The organism is Elizabethkingia sp. YR214, from assembly GCF_003058195.1.
In the GTDB taxonomy this organism is placed as follows: domain Bacteria; phylum Bacteroidota; class Bacteroidia; order Flavobacteriales; family Weeksellaceae; genus Elizabethkingia.
The window spans coordinates 71,298-91,506 of record NZ_QBUH01000007.1 but is presented as its reverse complement, the minus strand read 5'-3'; the positions used below and the strand labels follow the sequence as shown (position 1 = coordinate 91,506).

Sequence of the window (20,209 nt, the reverse complement as noted above, 5' to 3'; positions counted from 1 at the left end):
ATTTAATATTCTATTTCAACTACAACCTAAGTTATTTTCGCTATAATTTGCTGCTGGTACAAGTCATTTTTAAAATCTTCTACATTAGGCTCAAAATTCACTTCATTAACATGCTTACCTGGTACTTCTACTTTGTTAGATGCACCCATTGAATACCATTCGTATTCAATATCTATATGCCCTATATCAATTGCTTGCACTCCTTCATTACTTAAGTCATAGGCTAAAACCGTCGCTGTAGGCCCTAAAGCAATAAGTACCATATCAAATTTCCTTTCTACAATCTCTTCTTTTATTTTATTTAATAGTTTTTCATAAACGGAAAATGCATTTTTAGATAATGTCAGAATACGACTAATCGATTTCGTATTATTAAACAAATCATTCCCAACACCTAATCTGCTCATATCCCCCTCTACAATCAATATATTTTTATTATTCCAAAGCTCTTTAAGTTTCAGAAAATAACCTCCTGCTTTTGTTTTATCACCATAATCCATATATGGACGTGTAATAAATGAATTATCATATATCACATCATACTTAAAGTATTTTAGATACTTTTTAAAATGAAATACAATAAACTGTTTCCAAAAAAAACGCCCATGTGTATTAAATCTCTTAACAGTATACAGTCCTTCTGGAATACAAATAAGACAGTTATTATTATTACTGATTAATACTTCTAAAAGCTTATTCGACAAATCTCTATTTATATCTTGAAATCCAAGCTTTTCTGTGTGGCTAATAAGATGAAACTCCCCATCTCCAAAACGTGCTACGGATTTACCCGATTTTATAACTCTCTCTAAAGTTTCTTCTTTTGAATACACTTTAGGGAAAGGATATATTACTTTATATAAATAATATCTAAAATCCAGGTATATTTTTCTTAAAAAGTTCATAACATAAACATTTATAAAGGGGGATTATATAAATCTATATATAATCTGTTTGTGATACTGCTCATCTTCTAAATCCGAATCTATCCTGCCCGAAGAAACTTCGTTTACATATTTATTTGGAATTGCAACTTTTTCCTTTGCATTTAATTTATACCATTCATATTCGATATCAACGTGTCCAATATCCAAAGATTGAAATCCTAATTGAGAAAGATCAAATGCCAAAACAGTTGCTGTATGACCTAAAGCAATTAAAACCAGCCTATCCTTTTCAACATAATTCTGTACAGCATTTAAGATATCATTGTACTTATCAAATGCATTAACTGCAGGACATATAATACGTTTGATATCAATAGCTGTATCAAAAAAATCATTCCCTACACCTAATCTTGAATATTCTCCTTCTACAATAGTTATTTTTTTATTTTTCCAGATTTGTTTTAATTTATTGATATACTTTGGATAGTCAGGAATATCTAATCTGTTTAAATAAAATCTTGTAAAATTAGTATCCCCAATTTCATCCGGAAAGCCAATTTTAAGTAATTCGTCCTTACGCCCTAACCATTCTCTTTCCCAAAAAAGTCTTGTCTTTAATGTGCTAACTGAAGCTTTTTTAAATTGATAAGGTAAACATATTAGAACATTTTCTTTTTTTGATTGAAATACTTCTAATAATCGTCTGGACAATTCTTCATTATATGATTGAAAAGTATCTACATCAAAATTTTCATTTTTCTTCTTTTTCAAAAAATGACTAATCATCTGCAATTCACCATCTCCAAAACGGCAAACGGATTTTTTCTGTTCTAATATATAGTTGACTGTATCCCAAGAATTCAAAATATTAATTTCATTACGGATCTTACGAGTAAGCCAGTATTTATAACGATACTCAGGCAAATGTAACACGGTCCATAACAATACTTTCAATTTTTCCATTATCATGATAGCTTCAGTCTTTTATAGGTTTTATATCGATATTTTCTAATAACCGATTAACTAACTTAATATTAGCACTACTGAATTTTCTTGCAAAAAGTAAATGAGAATTTGCTAAATATTCAAAATCTTTTTCTTCCCAATCATATAAAACACCATTTTTCCAACCAATCATTCTTTGACAACCTTCTGCTTCGTTTGTAGAATTAAAAACCTTATTTCTAAAAGGGGAATTCCAACAAAGTGTATGTAAAAAAATTTCATCACCACAAAAAGTATATTTATACCTTTTCAGAATTTTCTCATAATGTGGAAGCAAAAATTTTACAAAACGATCAGTTACACTAACCCACGATGTTCCTTTCTTATAAACTATATTTTTATCTCTTTTAAAATTAATTAGATATTGTAATCTTAGAGCTAAAGCCCTTATAGCTCTATAAAAATAATTATTATTAGTTCTAAAAAACTTAGTAAATAAATGGTAATTATTTACCTTTCGATCAATCTCATCTAAAATATTTCCTTGTGTAAACCCAATAAATTCTTTTCCTAAATGTTCATTAAAAAAATCATGAATTGTATCTTGTGATTTCAAAGGCAAATCTACTCCTGATAACATATGATAATATACATACGGCCCTTTTTCTGAAGCGGCTTCAAATAATTTAAATTCAGTTTTTATTTGCGAAACATCTCCCCATCTAACATCTACCCTTTCATCTAATATATATAGTTTAGCATATTCCATGTGCAGACTAGGTATGCAGCTCACTTTTTTATCAAAATGAATATAAATATCATTCCGTTCATCATCTAAACACAACAGCAGATTCTTTAGAATATTAAAATCATTATGGGCTATGATAAGGTAAGCATGCTTCATTTCTAACTATTATATTTCGTTCTTCGGTAAATATTCTGAGCTGCATTAATAATTCTATTGCCCACGGTAGTCTTATAAAATGTATAAAGTCTATACATTTTTTTATTTACATCCCACTCTTTTCTAATTTCACTTGGTAACTCCTCATAATAATCCCACCATATATCAAATTTTACGGTAAAGCTATTCCATGGTTTTGCTCCCGTATAATGAATAGTACCATGGTCTTGTATATTATTCCAATCTTCTTCAGAATAATATTTCATAAAATTATTTTTATATTGAGGTAAAAAGAAAGTTCTTATACTATTATAATAAGGTGGAAGCTTCACAATCTTTCCATTACATAGCTGATTGAGTACATCTTGATCGGGAAACTGTAAGCCTTCTACTTTTGCTGCATCTAAAAATTGAGCAACCATAAGATCTTTTCTCAATTTATCCAGATTCATAAGTAAAAAACCAGAATTAATATAATGCCCAGGCTTACATCCAATAGATTCCAAATACGGAATTTGAAAGTCTAAACTTGCTTCAAAAACAGCCGCCATATAGTTGTCTCCCAGGTTTGTTTCTTTATAAAGTTTTGCTAAATCATTTCTTACAATTACATCACAATCAATATAAATTACTTTATCATATTCCAACAATAAATCTGGCAATATTAGCCTATATGAAGCAGCGACTGTATAACGCTCATCTATATAAATATCCTTTAATTTTCCGGTTAGATTAATAAAGGAATAATGAACTCTATCCTTTTGAAATTCTTCCAATTTGTTTTTCATTTTGTCAGGCAAATCTTCAGTCAATAAACATATTAAATGAAAATTATTTTCTACAGGACTATGTTTTAAAATGGAATACAAGCAGGTTACTGCCGGAATAAAATAATTAGGAGTAAAGGCAACAACAATAGGGATATAATCTTGATCAGGCTTCATAAAAATTAATTTTTATTATTAAAAGTCTTTATAACTCTAGCAGGACATCCCGCAACAATAGTATTTGCTTCAACATCATGCGTAACGACACTATTAGCACCAATAATTGCCCCTTTATGTATATGAACATTCGGACAAATAGTTACTTTATCTCCAATCCATACGTTATCCTCAATAATAATCTTTCCTTTGGATACCAAATCTCTTTCTGCAGGAGCTACCTGCAATTCGGCCTCATTAAGATAACCATGAGAATGATCTATAACGGTCACCCATCTACCTATCAACACATTATTCCCTAATACAATTTCATTTATACACGATAGATTAAAAAACTCTCCTATTGAGCAATCATTACCTATTTTTATTGAGGGAGAATACTTTTTATCTGTATAGCTATCCCAAGCAGATAAATTGCTCATTCTCCTAATAACGACATTACTACCAATGGAAATATATTTAATATTCCACAATCTTAACCCCCTTTCGAGATAAGAATTATCTCCAAAAGTGGCAAAATCATCTTTTATCCAATGTGTATAAAAAATATTTCTATATCTTTTAATCTTTTCTAAACTTTTGTATGGAAAAAACTTAAGAATAGCCCTAATTATATTTTTAAAAAAAGTGCTCATAATAAGTTATCCTAGTTTTCCTTTCACCCTATCTAACAAATATCTAATCAACATTTTGGCCTTATCTTTATTAGACAATAAACTGCAATATTTAATTTTTTTCAACTGAAAAAAAGGTATCCTTTTTATAACCTGATTATAATAATCATATCTACACTTGGTATACAAAGTTTCTTTCTGTGTATTTTCATAGCAAAAAGAATCAAATCTTCCAGATGGTCTTTCATAATTAAGATTCATCAACCAAGTATACAGCATTGTTGTTGCTTCCAATTTTTCATCAAGATACTTTTCACTGCTAGATAAATGAATTGATGAAATTCTAAATTGAAAAAGCATTTCTCTTGTACTTGCAATACCATTTTCTGCCATCATAATAGTAGATGCGACATCAGAACCAAAAGCAAAAGGAAAATCAATGAATTTTTTTTCCTTTAATACTTCTGCTTTAAACATATAATTCCCTATACACGTAAAAGCTACTGCCGTAAGCCAATAATACAAAAATTGATATTTACTCGAATACTCAGGCAGTATACCATCAATACCTATAAGATTATTATTTTCATCTATTTGTTCGGCTCCTGTTCTAATAATATTTACAGATGGATATTTCTTAGTCAGAGTAATACATTGCTCTAAAAAACTTGAATAATAAATATCATCATCAGCAGCTAAAACAATATATTCTCCTTTGGCAAAAGAAATACAGTGGTTCCATTGTTCAACTAAACTTGTACCCCCTATATTTATTTCATTAGTAAAATATTTTATTCTCTCATCTTCAAAAGAACTTATTATAGAATCTATATCTTCTGGGGAAGCGTCATTAACGATAATAAGTTCAAAATGAATATAAGTCTGATTTAATATACTAATGATAGCCTCTCTTAGATATTTTATTTTATAAGCAGGTAAAACAACAGATACAAAAGTCATGATGATATAAAAGTTTTCTTTATTCTAGATATAATAAATAATTTAACATATCCTTTATCTTTACTACCCATTCCTAAATAGTAAACGGCAAGAATTATTGAAATTGTTGAAACAACAGCAACCAATATCAACCTTAATAAAGAATCATTAAAAAAATAACAGATAAATAAAGGCATTAATATAGATAGTACTAAAATTAAATTACAGCGTACAAAGACCTTCAAAAAATACTCTTTCAAAGAAAGACCAATCAATGGTGCTGCCATCAATAAACGGATTAATTGGCCAACACATTCTATAACAAACTGAATAACAAACACCACCTCTGGAGTTGCTCCATACCTGAGAGCAATATAAGCTAAAGGAACTAGTGTAAGGGAAACACTGCCTAAAATCATTTCGTAGCGTCTAATCTTACCTGTTGCTTTAACGGCAAAAACCAAAGGATTTGCCAAACAACTGATAATACTTACAAGTAAAGTAATTCGTACAAAATTAACCGCATGTTCAGGAACTATAGTCAACCATAGTTCTAACAAAAAATTAGTTTCAATTAGAATAGGAAGAGCTAAAAGTAAAAATAAATAGAAAGAATATTTTGAGCTATTATAAATCAATTGATGCATATAATCTAAGTCCCTTGAAGCATAACTTTTTGTAATTTGTGGATTAAGGGCTGTCTGGAAACTACTAATGAAGCGTATTACAAGCCCCTGTACTTGGATCGCAATACCTCTTGCAGCATTCACTGTTGTACCAAAGAAAACATTAATAAGCATATTAACACCCTGATTTTGCATCATGAAAGCAGAATCTCCAAATAAGCTCCATCCGGCAAAAGAAGTCATTTCTTTAAATAATTTCTTATCCAGAATAATTCGTCCTCTTATTTCACTAAATTCTATGTAACAATAAAGAAAATAGCCAATTTGTAAAATAAATTGGATTATTAATAACAAATAGGCATATAATTTAAGACTATCTATTTCTGTATTATATTGGAGAAATATCACAACTCCAATTTTCAAAGTAAGTTCTACCAAAGAAAGGTAGGTAAATGCAGAAAACTTTTCATGTGCTATAATCATTGCACTATAAGGGACGTTAATCACAGATATAAAAGCACTGGCAATTGAACAATAAAACACAACTTTTGCTGCATTTAGTCGTTCTACTGGGATTTGCATTTTATTATCTAAAAACCATAAACCTATAGTTCCTGTCAAAATACAAATAACAATACCAATTAGTATATGTATGATCAATGATGTACTAAAAACAGTTTGTAATTTTTTAGCATTATCTTCCCCAAGTGCAAAAGTTAAAAAACGCGTTGTAGAAGACGACATCGCCCCATTTAAAATACCAAACATTGTTACAATTCCACCGACTACATTATATATACCAAAATCATCAACCCCCATTACCTTTAGAATTATACGAGATGTATACAATGCAACCAACATGCTCAAAATCATTTGAACATACAGCAATAATGAATTTTTTACAATTCTTTTTGTATTTTCTGTTTTCATTTTTTATCTCACAAACTCTTCTTTCAGCATATTCTTTAATCCTTCTTCCATTGTATAAGGAGGTATAAATCCTGAAGACATTGCTTTAGTAGAATCATACTGAGTTACTGCACAAAATTTCTTTACTCTTACTGAGCTTATATTTAGTTTTTTTCCAGAAATCCATGCTAGCATATCAAAACCATACCCTCCTAGCATACCTAGCCAATATGGTATATGAGTTGTTGGAATACCTTTATTTAAAATATCACTCGTATGATGAACAAGATCATTTGTTGTAAAATCAGGTTTATCTACATAATTATAAACATTATAACCATTATTTTTTTCTTCAATTAAGAATTTTATAAAAGCTATAACATTTCTTATATACGACATTGATTTTTGATTATTGCCGTTCCCGATCATCATAAATTTACCCGTAGCAATCTGGTTTAGTAAGTTATAAACATTCCCTCTGTTTCCCTCTCCAAAAATTACAGTAGGACGAACAATATTAACATTCCAGTCATTATGCTCTTTATACCATTCTTGTAACACTTGTTCCGCCTCCCACTTACTTTTTCCATAATGATTAAATGGATCAGCAGGAAAAGATTCGTCTGGATTACTTTTATCTAATCCATATACAGCAACAGAGCTAGTAAAAACAATACGTTTTATCCCAATTGATTCCATAGCTTCCAACGTATTTTTCATCCCCTGTACATTAATATCATAATATAAAGAAACAGGTGTTACATCATCTCTATGTTCTGCCGCCAATAAGACAACAAGCTCTACTCCCTGCAATTGAGAGATTAATAGATCTTTATTCATAACATTCCCAATGACTGTAATTTCAGAATGCTTTTCACTTATATTTTTATCTATATTTAGCAGATCGTGACCTGTTGAAGCCAATAAATCTATCAAACGTGTTCCGACAAAACCAGAACCACCTATAATAGCAACTTTCATATTCTTAAATTTGAGTTACGTTAGTTTTTTTCTAATCTTTCTTAATATTTTAAAGGATATAATTTTATCCATCATAAATAATTCCTACAGCACATTTCAAGTTCATTAAGTTTTATTTAAATCTTTTTTGGCTAGCTATATAATATCGAAATAATAATCATCCACATTCAATTAACCAATCATTCCGCACTCAATTCTCAGTGAAATTAAAAGTTTCTAGTTGCTTTTGTTCTTTCATTTTCTTTTCAAATATCCTGTTAAAGACATAATGAAAAGCAATCCATAGTAATACATCACAGACAACAACAATATTATTACTGATAATCTCGACCATTATTATATTAAAAACACAAAAAAACAAGGCTAATCCTAAAATAGCAATCATAGCAGCACGGTGAGACATTCCTGAGCGTAAAAATTTGTGATGCAAATGATTTCTGTCCGCAGAAAATACAGATTTCCCTATTCTCCATCTGACATACATTACCCGAGCTACATCTAATATCGGCACAATTAATGTAGAAAAAGCGACTACAATAGCTCCTTCTGAAAAAGGTTTTATATAATGATTATTCATTGCAAAGCTTATAGCCAAAAAAGCAATAGAATACCCGAGCGTCATGCTTCCTGTATCCCCCATAAAAATTTGTCGACGACGGCGTACCGTACCAAATACATTATAATAGAAAAACGGAATTAATACTCCTGCTGTAATAAAGGCAAATAAAGCATGTAACCAGGCATCATAATACATGAATAATCCTCCCAAAATAATACAGCCTAAACCTACTAACCCCGAACACAATCCATCTAAACCATCCATCAAGTTTATCGCATTAATAATCAGAACTACAACAAAAACCGTTAAAGGCATTCCAATCCATGGAGACAATGAAACTATAAGCCCTACTCCATATAAATCATTTATCCACAATCCACTCAACGGGAAAAGACATGCAACAAATATTTGTGCAATAAATTTTGCCTTATAATTCACACCAATCAAGTCATCGCCAATACCAACAATAAATAATATAACCAGTCCACAAACCAGCAACATCAAACTTGGAATAATTGCCCATGCTTGTATCTGAAGATTTACAATATTAAGCTTAAATACTGCTACCATTGTGATAACCAATAAACAACATTGTATCGGAGCAAATGCAACTCCCCCTAATCTCGGCACAATACGTTTGTGCAGCTTCCGGGAATCAATCGGGTCAAACAATCGTTTCTTATATGAGATAAGAAGAATATACGGAATCATCACCCTGCTTAAGAGCACGGCAACTACAAAAGGAATAAAAACAATTAATAGTTTCATATCTATTAAAGATAAATTGCTAACAAAAAAAATACTGAACATCACTCTGTAAATTAATCCTCTTTATTTTTCAGAGCATTAAAATATTAGAATAGTTACTTAACTGAAGAAGTACCAGAAATTTATAAAATTAAAATCAATAATTAAAAAAAATAATCGTTTATTATAAAATCATCTTCAGATCTTTAACAAACTCAAAACTTGTTCCAGACTAGTATCTTTCAGAACAACTTCATTTTTTTCATCAAGTAGATAGATAGTAGGAAAAGCCTTGATATCATAAAGTTCTTTTTGTTTCAAATCACCTTTTTTATCAAAACCATTAATCCACTTTGTAGGTATATTAACCTGATAAGCTTTCCATTTATTAATATCTTCAACAGGACTCACAGCAACAACCTTTAGTTTTTCCTGATTAATAAGCGTATTAATCCTCACATCCTGACTCATCTGCTTAATAGCTTCTGCACAGTGTGAACATTCCGGATCATAAAATACAAGTAATTTTTCTGGTGCTTTAACCTGATGAAGACTTTCGTTTTTCCCTGAAGAATCTACAAATTCGAAATTAGTTGCAACTGATCCTGGCATATTCTTATTCACCAGTTTCAGCAACATTCTGTATCTTATTTTTTCAGTATCGTTAAGATGCTTCGTATTGACCAGATATTCTAAAACAGGCAGGAAATATACATCATTATGCAACGGAGAATTAGGATCATAAAGATATTTTTCATATCTATCTTTGAAAAAGCTGAATACTTCTTTATTTACAGAAGCTTTTTCAAACATTCCATTGACAGACTGAGAAATCTGCTTTTGATTGGCATCCGGAAATAAGGCAATAAAATCTACGAGAGCCTGTTCTGCCTGAGCAGGATCTTTAATAGCATTTGTATCCGTAAAATTGTAATGATCCCAGTAATTGGCAACTGAACGACCTACTTTATCAGTAGCTGATCCAGTATCGTCTCCTATAACCTCCTGTTGCTGTGTTATTTTTTGTTCTTCCTTCTTCGTACATGAAAAGAGAAGTACACAGGAGCAATAAAAAACTGAAAAACTATTAAGTTTTAATTTCATTATTTTTTTTCATATTTTCTTTCATCATATTTTTGTTTGGTGCAAAACTACATATTATTTCCCTGATTAGAAAAAATATTATCAATTTTCAACCTTTTCCCTTCTGTTATTTACCATTTATTCGGGGCGCACTCCCAATTAACAATAAATGGAGTAATCGGAAACTCCAAATTACCCCATTTATGATATATATATTGTGAAGTGATTGTAAATAAATTATTAACTTCTTACACAACGGACACTCATTCCTTTACCTGCTACAAACTCATTAGGTGTAGAATACCCTGTATCTAAAGCAACAGTAGCCAGCAATGTTGTCAAACTTCTGTAAAATTTCACTCCGTTTCCTCCGGTGCTTGAAGACCAGTAATTGGATGTAACTGATGCAGTAACACCAGGAAGAAGACTACTTGGCGTATCCATAATACTACCAGATGACGAACGATAGCCATACATAGGCATAAACAATCGTTGGGAATGTACTGGAAAAGCTGTATCAACCGTTGCAGGGATCGGCCATTGACCAGCAAAAAGGGCATTAGCTATTACTAGCCCCCCAATATCAACATACCTACCAGCAGCCCCTGAATTAACTCCTAAAGAGCTGAATTCTGCCTGTGTAGGAGTCCGCCATTTGCCTGTCGGATATACCAAAGCACATGGATCTCCACTCCCAATTGTACCTGCAGGTGTTGAAGCATTAAAATTCCAGTATAAATTTGTAATCTTATTAGTAATTGTATTTCCAGCTAACCCTAACTGTACCAGATCAAGAATATTTAACAATGCATTTATTGCAATATCATTAGTCGGAAGGAAACGATATTTATCAACTGCATATTCAGCGTATTGCAAATTAGTACGTGCCCAGACAGCTGTACCTTGTGCAATACCAGATTCTATCATACGCGCATTCAATAAATACTGAGACCCAATTACAGGTGTTATCGCAGCATTAGTATAAACAACAGATGCTCCTGAAAAAGTTCTGAGAGTATTATTATCCATATTTACGCCTAATGTACCAAGCCTCACACTAAGATTAGCAGGTATTGCATTATTACTAGCATCTACTGTGTAAAAAGAAGCCGTTTTTGTAGCTCCCACATCTCCCTGCGCTCCTGCAGTATTCACCATACTATTACCCGGTATCAACGCTGGAACTGTCTGTACATTGGTATAAGCACCTGTAAATATATTCAAGTCTCCAGACTTAACAACACTGGCAAATGAACCACCTGTTCCTGTACCAAGCTCTACCGTTGTAGTATTATCTATTTTACCAAAAAGACCTCTAGCATCTACATTCACATCTACCCGAACTGTATTACGACGGAAAGAAACTGCCAAATCATTTTGCCCACTCTGAACAGTCACAGGAGCTGCACTTTTAGCATACAGTACATCTTTATTAGCAATTGTTGAACTACTTATAACTCCATTATTAATAACAGGCGCTGTAGCATCATTAGTAGAAAAAACATACCAGTCATACGACTGTCCCGTAGGCACTGTAATCAAAGGATCCGTACCAGCCGTAGCCACCTGATCAACAACAGGATTGGTAACTGTTCCAGCAACATAAACCTGAATAAGATATTTGACACCTGCGTTCATTGGCTGAGTCGCTGCAAGAGCCCCACTCATTCCAGCTGATGAAGCTACTTTCCCTAAACCGTTGGTTTCAACTTTTTCTATACTTGTCAGCACATCAAAATCCTTAAGAGAAACTGTACTCTCTTTCGCAATAACAGAAGAACCTGCCAAGACACTTCCTTGTTTATTAACAGAAGCACTTGCAGACACACCTCCAGCATTTTCAATGCCTACGATATTGAAATTCAGTTTAGCTTTAACACTATTATTCAGCTCTTCGGATTTATCATCTCTGGAAGAACATGAGTTAACACTTATAAAAACAACACTTCCCAGTGCTATTCCTTTTATTATTTTTGTAAAATTTTCAGATATAGATTTCATTTTAATTCATTTTTAATTGATAAAATTTAGCTTCTAAAACTTTACAAATCAGAATCCCCACTTCCCCATGTACCTCCGTTATTCCAGTCATCTATCTGAGGTGTATCTTCAGACCCCGCAGCTCCGATTCTTAGCGTAGCAGAACCTGCTGCAATTCCTTGTTCAATTTCTATGAGAATACAATTTAACTCGGGAGCAACATATTCTCTTTTAGTAGTATTATTATTCATTTCTTTCATTTATTTATTTGTAAAAAGGTGTTGATAATTATTATATGCAATAAATAAAATACTAATACAAGATGCCATTCATTATCTTCCACTCACATCCATCAATCAGTAATAACATTCATGTAACAATCTTTTTTTTAAGCATTTAACAAAACAGCATAGGATAAACCTCTAAAAAATCGATCTGATAAATATTCAGCTCCGAGACAATAAAAAACATACCACGGAAGTACAATCATCAGCGTAAAAAATCAAATCAGAAACAAAACATGCACGAAACGCACGTTATCTTTTTTCTTAACTCTATAAATTTGACAGAAATCATATGAAATTGCCAAACAGTTTTCAGAAATCTTAAAATATAGTATCCCCCATAAGCAATCTAAATTACGACGTTTCTATAATGAAACATTATTAAACATATATTTTTATTCATAAATATTTATAACTAATAAAGTACTTACAATGAATTCTCAATAAAATTAATAAAAAAAACAATACGCAAAATATTTATTTTGAATATTTAATAAATAATTATAGATATATTTATAAATAACAATATATATAAACAAATATCGTTAAATTATAAACAATCATAAAACCCCTAAAATAGGCACATTTCAAGATGAAAACAAATAAATAAAGGAACTTAAAAAAAGCATATTAATTATTTAAACAAAATAATTAATTTATAAATAATATCATTATTAATTATAGATACAAGCAAAATTAAAACTAAACTGAATACAAAAAATCAAATAGAAAATCCATTAACCAAATCGTAAAATTGAATTATGAAATCAATAAATAATTAAAACTATTTACACACCATTATATAGACCATATTTTCAAACATTTTTCATTTATTTGTTTTCATAATCATTAAGTTTTTTTTAAGAAAAAGTTAAATTATCATTTACACAATGTTAATTTTCAGTTTCCTGATTCTTTAATACAGCCATTTATTTTTGCGCTAGAATTTGAACTATTCGATATGAAGAAAAGAATTATTTGCGCTATCGCCGTTTTATCTTTTGGCTTAGCATTTTCACAGGAAACAACTTCCAAAATTCTTGGAAGATTAAAAGGCTCCAGTTCGGAAGCAACAGTAAGAGTAACGCACTTACCTACTAACAGTACTTTCGAAACAAAAAGCAACAACAAAGGAATATACAGCCTGGACAACCTTCAACCCGGTGGACCGTATAAAATTGAGATCACTGAAGGTTCTAATCTTATCTACTCCAACAGTAATCTTCAGCTCTCATTAGGAAACAACGATTTACCTATAGTAGAAGTAAATTCTTCTAAAGAAAAAACAATTGACGAAGTAAAGCTGACTGCTAGCAAAAAAACAGCAGTAAAATACGGAGTAGGAATTAGCCAGTCTCAAATATCCGGACTTCCAAACATCAATAGAGGCATACAGGATGTTACAAAATTAATTCCTCAGAGTGCAAACAACTCTTTTAATGGAACCAATTTCCGTTACAATAACGTTACCATAGATGGATCTATAAACAATGATGCTATCGGCTTCAGTCCATCATTAGGAGGACAAACAGGAACTTCCGGAATGCCTGGAAGCAGTACACGTTCCAACTCTATCAGCTTGGACGCAATTCAGGATGTACAGGTATATATCGCACCTTACGATGTAAAACTAGGAAACTTCCTAGGTGGTAGTATAAATGCTGTAACCCGAAGCGGGAGTAACAACGTTGACGGATCTATTTACTTCTACGGAAGAAATGCAGCTATTACTGGTAAAAACAGAGTAGGTGATAATTCTAAAATGCCAAGTTCATTTGAAGATTATATTGCCGGTGGAAGAATTGGACTTCCTGTTGTAAAAGACAAAGTATTCTTATTTACCAATTTTGAATACACCAAGAGAACGGATCCTGTTTTTTATAACGCAGGTGATCCCGGATCTTTAGTCGACAATGCTACAGCAGCAAAGATAGCCAGAGACGTACAGAACCGCTACGGATTCGACATAGGAAGCTACAATCAGTACAATAACTTTTCTGAGAGTGGAAAGCTTTTCACAAAATTGGATTGGAAATTAAATGACAAACATTCCCTTTCCATCAAAAACAATACTGTATTCTCTCAAGCATCAAATCTTGAAAGAGACGGTGCAAACTTCCGTTTTTCAAGCATAGATTTCACACAAAGAAATACAGCTTCCACAACAACATTAGAACTAAAAAGCCGTTTCAACAGCAAATGGAGCAACAACTTAATCGTGGGATATTCATCAATCCACGATTACAGAGACCCTTCTTCTCAGAACAAAATTTTTCCTCAGGTTGAAGTATCTTACAATGGCGGAACAATATTATTCGGAAACGACAGAGAAGCAACTGTATTCAACATGAAACAGAAAACCTTCGAAATCACGAATAACTTAACATACAAAACAGGCATCCATAATTTCTTATTAGGAACCCATAACGAATTATACAATATCGAGTATGGGTTTGTAAACGCATTAAACGGAAGAATATCTTATAAAAACCTAGACGATTTCTTCGCATCAAAGCCTGCCAGAATAAGAGGAACATATCCTTTTAATGGAGATAGCAGGGAAACCCTATTCAATAATCCTTATGCACATTACAAGGTTAATATGCTCTCTCTATACCTTCAGGATGAAATCAATTTAGGAAGATTGAGATTATCGCCTGGTATCAGAGTTGACTATACAGATCTTCCAAATAAACCACAATTAAGCCCTCAGGTAAATGCTTCTCCGAACGACCCTAATTTCGGAAACACTTATACCTATACACCGCTTAACCAACTTACTAACAAATATCTTAGCAAGCCAACTTTATCTCCAAGACTTGGTTTCAATTTAGATATTACAGAAAACAAATCTGTTGTACTAAGAGGAGGCTCTGGTATTTTCGTAGGAAGAATTCCATTTGCATGGCTTGGGTACGCATATTACAATGATGGTGTAGGATTCGGAAGCTACGATTACAACTCACCTACTCCAGCTCAATTAACAACAAACGGAGATCCTTTGGTAAGTGGAAACTTTGCTAAATGGCAAAACTCATCTAAAGTTCAGGTAGACTTAATTGACAATAATTTCAAAATGCCACGTGTATGGAGAAGTTCACTTGCTCTAGATTATACACTTGCAGGTTATAAATTAACATTAGAAGGTATCTACACTAAAGTAATATACGACCTAATGTTCCAGCAGGTAAACAAAACAGACAAGGTTACTTACTACAGCTACGACACCAATCATGAGATGCCAGTTTACACAACCAACATCAACAGTAACTTCTCTAACGCATACATGCTTTCTAATACCAAAGAAGGATATCGTTACAACCTGACAGTACAGTTGGCTAAATCATATAACTTTGGTTTGAATTTCTTCGCAGCCTATACTTATGGTGATGCTAAAGATATTACCAACGGTATCAGAAACTCCATGGAGAGTAACTGGCAGATGAACCAATCTTTAACACCTAACAACCCTGCATTGGCAACATCTAACTTTGCTATCAAAAACAGAATTGTTGCCAACCTAGGATATGGCATCAATTTATCCGAAACCAACAGGCTTTCTGCTAATGTTTACTTCAATGCACAGTCTGGTAATCCATTCTCTTGGGGATTTGTTAACAGTACCATTGCTAATACAGGACAAGCAGCTGGTTTAGCTTATATCTTCAAAGATGCTGCGGAAGCTACTAAATACTTTGTTTCTTACAAAGACGGAGCAGGTAATACGGTAAGTGTTCAACAACAGGTATCTGATTATGAAAACTTCATCAACAACAACAAATACCTAAGCAGCAGAAGAGGTAAATTTACTGAGCGTAATGGTGATTTCACACCTTGGAACGTTCAGGCTGACTTTAGAATAATGGACGAGATAAAACTGAGCAATAAGAATAAGAACACGATTCAGATCTCATTCAGCATTATGAACATTACAAATCTACTGAACAAAGATTGGGGTAAAGTTTACTTCGTTCCAAATACATTCAACTCTACAGCAAGTGTAGGTTTAACTAAAGTAGGTAATGTTACCGGTAATGTTCCGGAAGCCGGAGACCCAACTTACAATTTCAAAACTCCTGGAACTCCATATACGATAGATCAATTCGCGTCCAGATTCCAGGGACAATTAGGAATCAGATACAACTTCTAGGTATCAGAATAATTTTTCATTTTATTTTACAGAAAAATCCCTGCAACAATGTGTTGCAGGGATTTTTAGTTATAAAATACTAAAGGCTCCCAATGGGAGCCTTTAGTACAGCAATCCTGTGACAGACGCTTTAACTTGATATGAAAAACTAATTAACACTGCAAATTTATCTAAAGCTGATCTAACTAAAAATGTGATTATTATCACTTCCTAAAAATTGCAAATCAATTAATTAATTCTTCCAATACAATATAATGAAAATAATATATTTTTCAACCCATTAATTTAACAATACAACAACACAATAATTAAAAAATACAAATAATTAATAAAAATAACTTTTTAAAATAAAAATAAAGCAACACCTTACCAACAAGCATTTTAAACACAAGTATGCAGTTTTTCAATATTGGACATGATATAATTCATTATACCAAATCATAGTTTTATAAGTCATTTTAAAAGGATAAAACCAGAAAATTCACAAATCTGCTTCTGCATCAAATAAAAAAGCACAGAAATAATTTCCGTGCTTTATATAGTATAATTAAACTAAACGCTTATTTACGCTTCACATGAAGAACAAGAAACAAAGTTTACCATTAATTCTTTAGAAACTGAAGAGCTTCTCTGGTAGTATAATGTTTTCACACCTTTCTTCCATGCCTCTATATAAAGATAATTAACATCCTTTACAGGCATTGTAGATGGTATTTGCAAATTAAGTGACTGCGCCTGATCAATATATTGCTGTCTTTGTGCAGCCTGAGAGATAATCTCCATTGGAGAAATTTCCTTAAAGGTCTTAAATACTGCTTTTTCGTCTTCTGTAAGTTCTGTAAGATGCTGAACAGAACCATGGTTTAGCATAATTGTTCTCCATGTTTCTTCATTATCAATACCTTTTTCTTCCAGTAACTTTGCCAAATATTTGTTCTTACGCATAAAGTTACCTTTTGCAAGACCTGCTTTATAATAGTTAGAAGCAAATGGCTCAATTCCCGGAGATGTTTGGCCTAAAATTGCTGAACTGGAAGTTGTCGGAGCAATAGCCATAGTGGTTGTATTTCTTACACCATAACCTTTTAGTAATTCAGGCTCACCATAAATATTCGCCAGCTCTCTCGAAGCTTGTTCTGCTTGCTCTTTAATATGTCTAAATGCTCTTGCATTGAACTGAGTAGCCTCAAAGCTTTCGAATGGAATCATATTCTTTTGCAGGTAAGAGTGGTACCCTAATACGCCTAAACCTAAAGCTCTGTGACGCATTGCAAAATTTCTTGCACCCTGTAGATAGTAGTTACCTTCAGTTTTATCAATAAACTCAGATAAAACAGCGTCCAGGAAGTAAATCGCAAGTTTTACAGCATCTGTATCTTTCCATTCATCATATAGCTCAAGATTCATAGAAGACAAACAACAGATAAATGACTCTTCCATAGAGGAAGGCAGCATAATTTCAGAGCAAAGGTTACTCGCATTTACCGTTAATCCCAGATCTTTATATACCTGAGGTTTGTTTCTGTTTACGTTATCGCTGAAGAAAATATATGGTAATCCTTTCTGTTGGCGGCTCTCCAATACTCTCGCCCAGATTTTACGCTTTTCAATATCACCATCAATCATATCCTGCATCCAGTAATCTGGCACACAAACACCGGTAAACAAGTTCTGAATTGGGCTTCCTATATCTTTAATAGAAAGGAACTCTTCAATATCACCATGGTCAATATCCAGATATGCAGCGAAAGCGCCACGACGAACTCCTCCCTGAGAGACTACATCCATGGCAGTATCGAAAAGCTTCATAAAAGAAACAGCCCCGGAAGACTTTCCATTATCAGTTACGGCAGTACCACGGTGACGAAGTTCTCCAAAATATCCTGAAGTACCTCCGCCAATCTTCGTCTGCATAATAACCTCTCCCATTTTGTGAGTGATACCTTCTATGCTGTCAGGAATATGAACATTAAAACAAGAAATAGGCAAACCTCTCTGCGTTCCCATATTAGCCCATACCGGAGAAGAAAAGCTTATCCAGCCTTTTGTAATCATTTCTTCAAAAGCCGGTTGCAATTCTGGCTTATACAGTCTTTTTGCCGCAGCAGTTGTAATTCTTTCGATGGCACCTTTTACAGTTTCCCCTTTTAGCAAATAACCTCTGTTCAGCATTTGCTCGGACTCTTCATTCAGCCACCATATGTTTTGTTCTTCCATAATATTTTTATTTTTACGAATTCCGGTTAATCGCAACCCTGCCGAAATTCTGTTTTTGTTATATTGATTGTAAAAAATTAACCTGAAGTGAGCCGTTTAATCCGCTCTCATCTCTCAGCCTTTGAAACGCTTTAAAGGAAGGAACATTCAGCACTTCGCACTGCATTTCTTCGTTTTCATAATTGGAATAATGTAAAAATGTTATTCCGTCTTCCTTTAAATAAACCTTGTATTCAAATTTAGACTGATCAAGTTGTTTAAAATCCTCCAGAAACTTTTTAATGTTGGTTTTATTTTCTTCAACATATTCAGGCTTTACCATATAGCTAACCAACACATTAATCATAGCTTCTCGAATTAATTAAAACAAATCGTTTGCGGTGATACTCTTATCGTGTTTAGTATAATCCACCGGTCTCTTCGCAAAGAAGTCATCCATAGAGTTAGCAAAAACTTCTTCTTCAAACCACATCATTGGACGATACTGCTCCGGAGAAACATTGTAACGTGTTGCCATGTTGATCTTTTTCAAGCTGTCATCTACACGGTATTTCATAAAGTTTAGCAAATCTTCTTTAGAGAAGTTACTTAGCTCACCGAGTTCGAATATCCAGTCAAGGATCTCAGCTTCCAGTTCTACAGACTGGTCTACTAATGTATAAATATCTTCGATATCAGAATCTGTAAGTAGCTCAGGTTGCTCTTCTCTGATTTTGTTAATTAAATAGATCCCGGCATTAGCATGTATTTGCTCATCCACAGATGTCCATGCAATAATGTTGGATACATTTTTCATGTAACCTTTAAATCTCGTAAACGAAAGAATAATGGCAAACTGAGAGAATAATGAAACGTTTTCAATTAAAATACTAAACAACAATAGAGAAGAAACATATTCTTTAGGTGTTGCAGAATTTGCATGCTTCAGTACATTAGACAGGAAATCGATTCTTTTCTTTACCGCAGGGATTTCCACTACGTTCATAAACTCATCATTATAGCCTAATACCTCCAATAAACGTGAATAAGCTTCTGAATGACGGAATTCACACTCTGCAAAAGTAGCTCCTAAACCATTTAGTTCAGGCTTCGGCAAGTGGTTATATAAATTCCCCCAAAAAGTCTTTACCGATACTTCAATTTGCGCAATTGCCAACAATGCATTTTTTACCGCATGTTTCTCATGAGGCTCCAATTGTGAGTGGAAATCCTGCACGTCTGCTGTAAAATCTACCTCGGAATGTACCCAAAATGATTTGTTAATCGCTTCTATAAATTGTAAGACCTCTGGGTACTCAAAAGGCTTGTAACTGATTCGTTTATCGAAAATTCCCATAATGATTTGTGTATTTTAACTGAGTTCAACCAAAAACTTTTCCTTAACTGTAAAGTTAGATTACAAATTTATCAAAAGGTCGTTACAATAAAAAGTGGAAAAAG

Annotated in this window: 16 protein-coding genes; 1 reads left to right on the top strand and 15 read right to left on the bottom strand. The window is 32.7% G+C overall.

Going from position 1 to position 20,209, the window contains the following annotated elements; genetic code table 11:
* Window positions 1-26: 26 nt before the first annotated feature.
* From C8J95_RS14680 to C8J95_RS14625, 12 genes are all read right to left on the bottom strand, one after another.
* Entirely contained in the window at window positions 27-905 is an 879-nt protein-coding gene (locus tag C8J95_RS14680) for an SP_1767 family glycosyltransferase (protein ID WP_107809506.1), read from the bottom strand.
* 24 nt (window positions 906-929) lie between these two features.
* Window positions 930-1,850, bottom strand: a complete 921-nt coding sequence (locus C8J95_RS14675) for a GT-D fold domain-containing glycosyltransferase (protein ID WP_158267955.1) — start codon at window positions 1,848-1,850, stop codon at window positions 930-932.
* Between the two features lie 13 nt (window positions 1,851-1,863).
* Window positions 1,864-2,736 carry a beta-1,6-N-acetylglucosaminyltransferase gene (locus C8J95_RS14670; protein WP_107809504.1) on the bottom strand — a complete coding sequence of 291 codons (873 nt, stop codon included), beginning with the start codon at window positions 2,734-2,736 and terminating at the stop codon, window positions 1,864-1,866.
* 2 nt (window positions 2,737-2,738) lie between these two features.
* Complete coding sequence (locus C8J95_RS14665; RefSeq protein WP_107809503.1) at window positions 2,739-3,680, bottom strand: glycosyltransferase family 8 protein; 942 nt, start codon at window positions 3,678-3,680, stop codon at window positions 2,739-2,741.
* A gap of 5 nt (window positions 3,681-3,685) precedes the next feature.
* Complete coding sequence (locus tag C8J95_RS14660; RefSeq protein ID WP_158267954.1) at window positions 3,686-4,102, bottom strand: acyltransferase; 417 nt, start codon at window positions 4,100-4,102, stop codon at window positions 3,686-3,688.
* 219 nt (window positions 4,103-4,321) lie between these two features.
* On the bottom strand, window positions 4,322-5,254 hold the full coding sequence (locus C8J95_RS14655; RefSeq protein ID WP_107809501.1) for a glycosyltransferase family 2 protein: 933 nt from the start codon (window positions 5,252-5,254) through the stop codon (window positions 4,322-4,324).
* A complete protein-coding gene (locus C8J95_RS14650; RefSeq protein ID WP_107809500.1) occupies window positions 5,251-6,789 on the bottom strand; it encodes a hypothetical protein in 1,539 nt (512 codons plus the stop codon). The genes C8J95_RS14655 and C8J95_RS14650 overlap by 4 nt, the downstream gene beginning before the upstream one ends.
* Window positions 6,790-6,792: 3 nt before the next feature.
* Window positions 6,793-7,749 (bottom strand): NAD-dependent epimerase/dehydratase family protein, encoded by a 957-nt coding sequence (locus C8J95_RS14645; RefSeq protein ID WP_107809499.1) that lies wholly within the window; start codon window positions 7,747-7,749, stop codon window positions 6,793-6,795.
* Between the two features lie 190 nt (window positions 7,750-7,939).
* Window positions 7,940-9,076, bottom strand: a complete 1,137-nt coding sequence (locus C8J95_RS14640) for an MraY family glycosyltransferase (protein ID WP_107809498.1) — start codon at window positions 9,074-9,076, stop codon at window positions 7,940-7,942.
* 177 nt (window positions 9,077-9,253) lie between these two features.
* Entirely contained in the window at window positions 9,254-10,159 is a 906-nt protein-coding gene (locus C8J95_RS14635; RefSeq protein WP_107809497.1) for a DUF5106 domain-containing protein, read from the bottom strand.
* A 219-nt stretch (window positions 10,160-10,378) separates the two neighbouring features.
* Window positions 10,379-12,139, bottom strand: coding sequence for a hypothetical protein (locus tag C8J95_RS14630; protein WP_107809496.1), 1,761 nt, complete (start codon window positions 12,137-12,139; stop codon window positions 10,379-10,381).
* Window positions 12,140-12,180: 41 nt separating this feature from the next.
* Window positions 12,181-12,378: a hypothetical protein gene (locus C8J95_RS14625; protein WP_107809495.1), complete on the bottom strand. Its 198-nt coding sequence runs from the start codon at window positions 12,376-12,378 to the stop codon at window positions 12,181-12,183.
* A gap of 985 nt (window positions 12,379-13,363) precedes the next feature.
* Between C8J95_RS14625 and C8J95_RS14620 the strand changes: the two genes are divergently transcribed.
* Window positions 13,364-16,552 carry a TonB-dependent receptor gene (locus C8J95_RS14620; protein WP_107809494.1) on the top strand — a complete coding sequence of 1,063 codons (3,189 nt, stop codon included), beginning with the start codon at window positions 13,364-13,366 and terminating at the stop codon, window positions 16,550-16,552.
* A 564-nt stretch (window positions 16,553-17,116) separates the two neighbouring features.
* Here C8J95_RS14620 and C8J95_RS14615 read toward each other — a convergent pair.
* From C8J95_RS14615 to C8J95_RS14605, 3 genes are read right to left on the bottom strand one after another with little or no spacing between them, the layout of a single operon-like run.
* The gene (locus C8J95_RS14615; protein ID WP_107809572.1) at window positions 17,117-18,772 is read right to left on the bottom strand and encodes a ribonucleoside-diphosphate reductase subunit alpha; all 1,656 of its coding nucleotides are present in this window, start codon (window positions 18,770-18,772) and stop codon (window positions 17,117-17,119) included.
* A gap of 55 nt (window positions 18,773-18,827) precedes the next feature.
* On the bottom strand, window positions 18,828-19,115 hold the full coding sequence (locus C8J95_RS14610) for a hypothetical protein (protein WP_107809493.1): 288 nt from the start codon (window positions 19,113-19,115) through the stop codon (window positions 18,828-18,830).
* Between the two features lie 15 nt (window positions 19,116-19,130).
* Window positions 19,131-20,105 carry a ribonucleotide-diphosphate reductase subunit beta gene (locus C8J95_RS14605; protein ID WP_034866536.1) on the bottom strand — a complete coding sequence of 325 codons (975 nt, stop codon included), beginning with the start codon at window positions 20,103-20,105 and terminating at the stop codon, window positions 19,131-19,133.
* Between the last annotated feature and the right edge of the window lie 104 nt (window positions 20,106-20,209).

Bases quoted from the DNA above. Each gene is read 5' to 3' on its own strand.
- C8J95_RS14605 (WP_034866536.1), bottom strand. From the start codon at position 20,105: ATGGGAATTTTCGATAAACGAATCAGTTACAAGCCTTTTGAGTACCCA.
- C8J95_RS14680 (WP_107809506.1), bottom strand. From the start codon at position 905: ATGAACTTTTTAAGAAAAATATACCTGGATTTTAGATATTATTTATAT.
- C8J95_RS14665 (WP_107809503.1), bottom strand. From the start codon at position 3,680: ATGAAGCCTGATCAAGATTATATCCCTATTGTTGTTGCCTTTACTCCT.
- C8J95_RS14620 (WP_107809494.1), top strand. From the start codon at position 13,364: ATGAAGAAAAGAATTATTTGCGCTATCGCCGTTTTATCTTTTGGCTTA.
- C8J95_RS14625 (WP_107809495.1), bottom strand. From the start codon at position 12,378: ATGAAAGAAATGAATAATAATACTACTAAAAGAGAATATGTTGCTCCC.
- C8J95_RS14650 (WP_107809500.1), bottom strand. From the start codon at position 6,789: ATGAAAACAGAAAATACAAAAAGAATTGTAAAAAATTCATTATTGCTG.
- C8J95_RS14640 (WP_107809498.1), bottom strand. From the start codon at position 9,076: ATGAAACTATTAATTGTTTTTATTCCTTTTGTAGTTGCCGTGCTCTTA.
- C8J95_RS14675 (WP_158267955.1), bottom strand. From the start codon at position 1,850: ATGGAAAAATTGAAAGTATTGTTATGGACCGTGTTACATTTGCCTGAG.
- C8J95_RS14660 (WP_158267954.1), bottom strand. From the start codon at position 4,102: ATGAGCAATTTATCTGCTTGGGATAGCTATACAGATAAAAAGTATTCT.
- C8J95_RS14630 (WP_107809496.1), bottom strand. From the start codon at position 12,139: ATGAAATCTATATCTGAAAATTTTACAAAAATAATAAAAGGAATAGCA.
- C8J95_RS14670 (WP_107809504.1), bottom strand. From the start codon at position 2,736: ATGAAGCATGCTTACCTTATCATAGCCCATAATGATTTTAATATTCTA.
- C8J95_RS14610 (WP_107809493.1), bottom strand. From the start codon at position 19,115: ATGATTAATGTGTTGGTTAGCTATATGGTAAAGCCTGAATATGTTGAA.
- C8J95_RS14635 (WP_107809497.1), bottom strand. From the start codon at position 10,159: ATGAAATTAAAACTTAATAGTTTTTCAGTTTTTTATTGCTCCTGTGTA.
- C8J95_RS14655 (WP_107809501.1), bottom strand. From the start codon at position 5,254: ATGACTTTTGTATCTGTTGTTTTACCTGCTTATAAAATAAAATATCTA.
- C8J95_RS14645 (WP_107809499.1), bottom strand. From the start codon at position 7,749: ATGAAAGTTGCTATTATAGGTGGTTCTGGTTTTGTCGGAACACGTTTG.